The sequence below is a fragment of the Robiginitalea sp. genome, from assembly GCF_049588695.1.
Lineage (GTDB): Bacteria > Bacteroidota > Bacteroidia > Flavobacteriales > Flavobacteriaceae > Robiginitalea.
In genome coordinates this window covers 1-5,631 of the sequence record NZ_JBAVZJ010000473.1, presented here as the reverse complement: position 1 = coordinate 5,631, position 5,631 = coordinate 1, and the positions used below count along the sequence as shown (strand labels likewise).

General features: G+C 50.6%; 5 protein-coding genes and 1 pseudogene. 2 read left to right on the top strand and 4 right to left on the bottom strand.

Translation table 11 applies throughout. From position 1 onward, the window contains the following. From WBV75_RS11170 to WBV75_RS11155, 4 genes and pseudogenes are all read right to left on the bottom strand, one after another. Positions 1-315: pseudogene (locus tag WBV75_RS11170) on the bottom strand (hypothetical protein); the annotation flags it as partial. 336 nt (positions 316-651) lie between these two features. Beyond that, positions 652-1,467 carry a 3-keto-disaccharide hydrolase gene (locus WBV75_RS11165; protein ID WP_424120681.1) on the bottom strand — a complete coding sequence of 272 codons (816 nt, stop codon included), beginning with the start codon at positions 1,465-1,467 and terminating at the stop codon, positions 652-654. Between the two features lies 1 nt (position 1,468). Then, positions 1,469-2,236: a 3-keto-disaccharide hydrolase gene (locus WBV75_RS11160; RefSeq protein WP_424120680.1), complete on the bottom strand. Its 768-nt coding sequence runs from the start codon at positions 2,234-2,236 to the stop codon at positions 1,469-1,471. Next, entirely contained in the window at positions 2,233-3,297 is a 1,065-nt protein-coding gene (locus WBV75_RS11155; protein WP_424120679.1) for a sugar phosphate isomerase/epimerase family protein, read from the bottom strand. The genes WBV75_RS11160 and WBV75_RS11155 overlap by 4 nt, the downstream gene beginning before the upstream one ends. Positions 3,298-3,430: 133 nt before the next feature. Between WBV75_RS11155 and WBV75_RS11150 the strand changes: the two genes are divergently transcribed. Together WBV75_RS11150 and WBV75_RS11145 are read left to right on the top strand one after the other, a co-directional pair. Next, positions 3,431-5,146, top strand: a complete 1,716-nt coding sequence (locus WBV75_RS11150; protein WP_424120678.1) for a GMC oxidoreductase — start codon at positions 3,431-3,433, stop codon at positions 5,144-5,146. Positions 5,147-5,161: 15 nt separating this feature from the next. Beyond that, a complete protein-coding gene (locus WBV75_RS11145; RefSeq protein WP_424120677.1) occupies positions 5,162-5,629 on the top strand; it encodes an ASCH domain-containing protein in 468 nt (155 codons plus the stop codon). Positions 5,630-5,631 lie beyond the last annotated feature (2 nt).

Genomic DNA, 5,631 nt, shown 5'->3' with positions numbered 1-5,631 from the left:
CATCTGATCTGTATACATGGTGAGTTCATAGGCCCATTCGAAATCATAGGAGTCCGGTATATCCTCCGGATTCACGGGGTCCCCGCCCATGGGGAAACCGGCATTCTCACCTACGCCCCCTTCGAGTAAGTCCTCAAAGGCCTTGTCCATTAATTTATTAGCTTCTCCGGCCGCTTTGGCGGCAATTTTTTCAGTGACCGCATCCTCAACCCGGCTCTCGACTTTTTGCTTGAGTTTTTTGAGAAATTGTCCCTGGAGGGTCCCGCCGATGAGTAAAAGTGTCAGCAACAGGCCCGCTTTTTTCAAACGTGTCATATTCGCGATGTTTTTAAGTGGCCTGGGAGGGGGAGTTCTCATCCCGTAGTTGAGGGGAGACAAAGGCCGGTTGGTAATTTTATTCTTTCTACAACAGAAAATACAAAATATACTTGAGGATTGACGGTAACATTGTAAGAAGAAACAGGATTGCTGTATATATAACAACAACTGCTGTATATTCCGTAAAAAAGTCAGGGGTTCAGACCTGCAAAAACATGATTTTCAAGGGTTCAGCAACTACTCCGGGAGTTTAGAAAATCTAAGGGTTCAAAACCATAAACGGGGTTCCCCAGGCCCGAAATCCAAAGCGTACAATGCTGTAAAAAAATCTGATTACAGTTCCCTTATCCAGATGTTCCGATAGCTCACCCGGCTGTTATCCCCATGATCCTGTAACCGGATTGGCCCTTTGCCATGGGGCGGGTTCTTCGGCCAACCGATATAAGGGGTAGTGCCTTTGATTTCGACGTGGTCCTGGACCAGAACCCCGTTGTGAATGACGGTAATCGTCCCGGATTTCACCTTGTTACCTGCTGTGTCAAAGTCCGGGGCGCGATAAATAATATCATAGGTGTTCCACTCCCCACTGGGCACGGATGCCATGGCGAGCGGGATGTGTTGCTTGTAAACGGAACCGACCTGTCCGTTTACGTAGGTCGTATTGTCATTATTGTCCAGTACCTGTACCTCGTAGAGGTTGTTCAGGAATACACCGCTGTTACCCCGACTCTGCCCCTGTCCCTGAATATCTGCAGGGGACCGCCATTCCAGATGTAACTGAACATCGCCAAAATTCTGTTTGGTCTGGATATCCCCGGTTTTATCTGCGACCGTCATACTCCCGTCTTCATTCAGGTGCCAGATGACCTCAGAGCTGTCACGCGTCATGGTCCATTGTTCGAATCCGCTTCCGTCAAAGAGCACCAGGGCATCGGATGGCGCCCCGTTTTGGCGGTCGGGAACCACCACTGGAGGTACGGGCTCGTATGCCTCGGTCTCCTCAGGTGTCGTCGGTTCCTCTCCCTGGTATTCCGGGTAGGAAATACCCGGAGGGGTGGGCGGCTCCGGCGGCTGGGGTGGAGTAGGTTCGTTCTGACCACAGCCTACAAATAAAATACCCAAAAGAAGCACAGTACAGATCCTGATCATATTAAAGTGATTTAATTTTTATGTTTCGGTATGCGACCATGTCCCCGTGATCCTGCAATCCAATTTTGCCGGTTCGGGATTTCCCAAAGCCTTCCCATCCCTTAAACTTCGATGCTGCAACCATGGCATCCCAGGCTTCATTTCCCAGGGGAAACGAAACTATTTCCGTACCGTTTAAAACAACTTTTCCCTTTTCAGATTCGTAATCCACGGTGATTTCACACAGGTTCCATTCCCCTGCCGGTTTTGTAACATCGGACCGGGGTGCGACCATGTCGTAGAGTGCCCCCGCCTGATGGGTGTCTCCGTTGGCCGCATCCGGATGCCTCTTATTGTCGAGAACCTGTATTTCAGGACCCGTCTCATAAGGCTGGCCGTATTTTGGGTCTTCGACAATACCCCAGAAAATTCCTGAGTTCCCGCCCTCGGATATTTTCCATTCCAGGGAAAGGACAAAACTGCCGTACGTTTTCCGGCTCACCAGGTTATAACTCTCACCCTCGGGTCCATTCTCCGGTGGGTAAAAAACCATAGCCCCGTCTTCCAGTTTCCAGGGAGAAGGAACCTCAGCCATCCGATACCCTTTCCAGGCGTCCATTGAGGTGCCGTCAAAAAGGACCTCCCAGGGGTCGGTCATCGCCCCAGTCTCTTCAGAAGCTTGTTGCATTTGTGCGTCTTGTCGGGTTTTCTTTTTATCTCCCTTCGCTTTCTCCTTACAGGCGGCGCCCAAAAGAAGGAGCATACAAAGGCTCAATACGGTGGTTTTCATATTTCAGGATTTTGACCGAGAATTTTTCGAAGCATATCTTTATCCACGTCCCCCCCGGCAAAGTCGTCAAATGTTTTTTCGGTGGCTTCAATAATATGTTGTTGGATAAAACGGGCACCCTCCCGAGCCCCCTGCTCCGGAGATTTGATACAGCACTCCCATTCCATAACCGCCCAGACATCGCATCCGTATTGGGTAAGCTTGGAGAAAATAGTTTTAAAATCGATCTGCCCATCCCCCAAAGAGCGATACCGTCCGGCCCGGTCTCCCCAATCGTTATAGCCCCCAAAGGCTCCTTTTTTACCTGTCGGATTAAACTCAGAATCCTTCACATGGAACGACCGGATAAACTCATGGTAGTGATCGATATACTCAATATAGTCCAACTGCTGCAGCACAAAATGGCTTGGATCGTACAAAATGTTCACCCTGGGATGGTTACCGGTAGCTTTTAGAAATCGCTCAAAGGTATCCCCGTCGTGCAAATCTTCCCCCGGGTGGATCTCATAACACACATCTACCCCTTCATTGTCGAAATGGTCCAGAATGGGCTTCCAGCGTTTGGCGAGTTCTTCAAAACCCATTTCCACAAGTCCCGGGGGCCTTTGTGGCCAGGGGTGCCAGGTATGCCATAGGAGCGCCCCTGAAAAAGTTGCATGGGCTTTGATCCCTAAACGACGACTGGCCGTCGCTGCCTTTTTCACAACCCCTACCGCCCATTCGGTCCGGGCCCTGGGATTATTCTTGACGGCATCCGGCGCAAAATTATCAAACATCAGGTCGTAGGCCGGATGTACGGCGACCAACTGCCCTTGCAGGTGCGTGGAGAGCTCGGTGATTTCCAGGCCATAAGAACCGACGATGCCTTTGAGTTCATCGCAGTAGGCCTGGCTTTCAGCGGCCTTGTCCAGATCGATCAGGAAAGATTCCCAGGTTGGAATCTGTATCCCCTTATACCCGAGGTCTGCTGCCCACTGGCACATCCCTTCAAGGGAATTAAAAGGAGCTTTACTGTCTACAAATTGCGCCAGGAACACAGCCGGGCCTTTAATGGTTTTCATAGGTGTTTTGTGGTTTGTCAGCGATGTTTAAACCGCAGGTTATGCTTTAATATCCTATATTTAACAGATGTTTCGGAAAAGCGACCTGAGCCCTTATGGCGGGTCATAAATATAGAAAAATACTAAGGATTTCGTGACCCATAATAGCAACAACTCTTCAGAAATCTATGATGCCATTGTCGTGGGCACGGGAATAACCGGAGGCTGGGCTGCCAAAGAACTTTGTGAGAATGGTTTGAAAACCCTGGTGCTCGAACGGGGACCCATGGTAAAGCATATTTCAGGTTACCCCACAATGAATCTGGATCCCTGGGACCTCCCCAATGGGAATCAGCTGACGGGAGAGGAACGAAAAAAATACCACAAACAACTTCGTGTAGGATGGGCCCCCAAACCGGATGTCGCCCATTTTTTTGTCGATGACCTGGAACATCCCTACCAGGAGACCCAACGCTTTGATTGGATACGAGGGTATCAGGTCGGTGGGCGTTCGCTCACCTGGGGGAGACAAAGTTATCGTTGGAGCGATCTGGATTTTGAAGCCAACCTCAAAGAAGGGATCGGGGTAGACTGGCCGTTGCGATACCGGGATATAGCCCCATGGTACGACAAGGTGGAATCTTATATTGGTGTGAGCGGGGAGGCCCTGGGCCTGGAGCAGCTTCCGGATGGGGTGTTTCAACCGCCCATGGATCTTACCTGCCCCGAAGAAGATCTTAAAACCGCCCTCTCGGAGGAGTTTGAAGACGGGAGGGTACTGACCATTGGCAGGGTGGCACACATTACAGATACGACCAAAGTTCCGGAAGGCCGCAATCCCTGCCAGTACAGGAACCGTTGTTGGAGGGGGTGTCCTTTTGGCGGGTATTTCAGCAGTAATTCTTCGACCCTGCCGGCGGCTGAACGCACCGGAAATATGACCCTCAGACCAAACTCCATAGTCCATGAGGTCCTGTATGACGAGGCCTCGGGACTGGCCACAGGGGTTCGCATCATCGATTCAGAAACACGCGAAACATACACTTTTAACGCGGGGATGGTCTTTCTCTGTGCCTCGGCTATGGCCTCCGTTGGAATTTTACTGCAGTCAAAATCCACCCGATTCCCGGATGGTATTGGCAACAACCACGACCAATTGGGGCGTTATATCATGGACCACCACTACCAGTTGGGGGCCAATGCAAAAGTCCCGGGATATCTCGATAAATATTACAAGGGGAGGCGACCGAACGGTTTCTATATTCCCAGGTTTGTGAACCTGGAAGGACAACCGAAGCGCGAATACCTCCGGGGTTTTGGATACCAGGGGGGAGCCTCCCGAGGAGACTGGTCGGAAGCTGTTGCTGAACTGGGTTATGGAGCGGGCTTAAAAGCGGGTATCCTGGAACCGGGTACATGGCAAATTGGAGCAACCGGCTTCGGTGAAATGTTGCCGTATTGGGAAAATAAGGTAAGCCTGAGTTCCACTGAAAAAGACAAGTGGGGCCTGCCCCAGCTGGATTTTGATGTGAGCTTTAAAGAAAACGAATATAAAATGCGGGAGGATATCCTCAGGGAAATAACCCGAATGTTCAAAGCTGCCGGTTTTACGGAAGTTGAATCCTATGAAAATGAAACCGGACCCGGCCTGGGTATTCACGAAATGGGTGGGGCCCGGATGGGGCACGACGTGCGGACTTCAGTGGTGAACAAGCACAACCAGGTGCACGAGGTGCCGAATATCTATGTGACGGATGGTGCATTTATGACATCCTCCTCCTGTGTAAACCCCTCACTGACCTATATGGCCTTTACGGCGCGGGCGGCCAATCACGCCGCCCAAAAGTTCAAAAACGGGGGTTTCAAATAATCTGAATTCAAGCGTATGAAGAATCCATCTATAGCGTCACTTTGGAAAGCTTTTGTACAGGATCATCCGGAGTACCTCAATGTGCCGGAGCCGCCAGCCGGATATTTCGGCACAACTGAAGAAGTCGCCAATACCTGTGCCCAGTTAGCGCAAAACGGTCAGAAAAAATGCACCTCCCACTCCCTGATAGGACTGCAGCAAAGAGGAGAAGCCCTGCCTAAAATCGGAGATCTGAATATCGTGACGGATTTTAACGGGTATGCCCATTGCATCATCCGAACCACAAAAGTGCGGCTCAAACCTTTTTTTAGTATTGCACCCGAATATGCGCGCCTGGAAGGTCAAGGGGACGGCTCCCTGGAGTACTGGAAACGAGTTCATTGGGATTACTATACCCAGGAGTTGGAACCCTTCGGCAAAGTTCCCCGTGAGAGCATGATTGTAATCTGTGAGGAGTTCGAAACAATCTACGAACGACCTTAAAA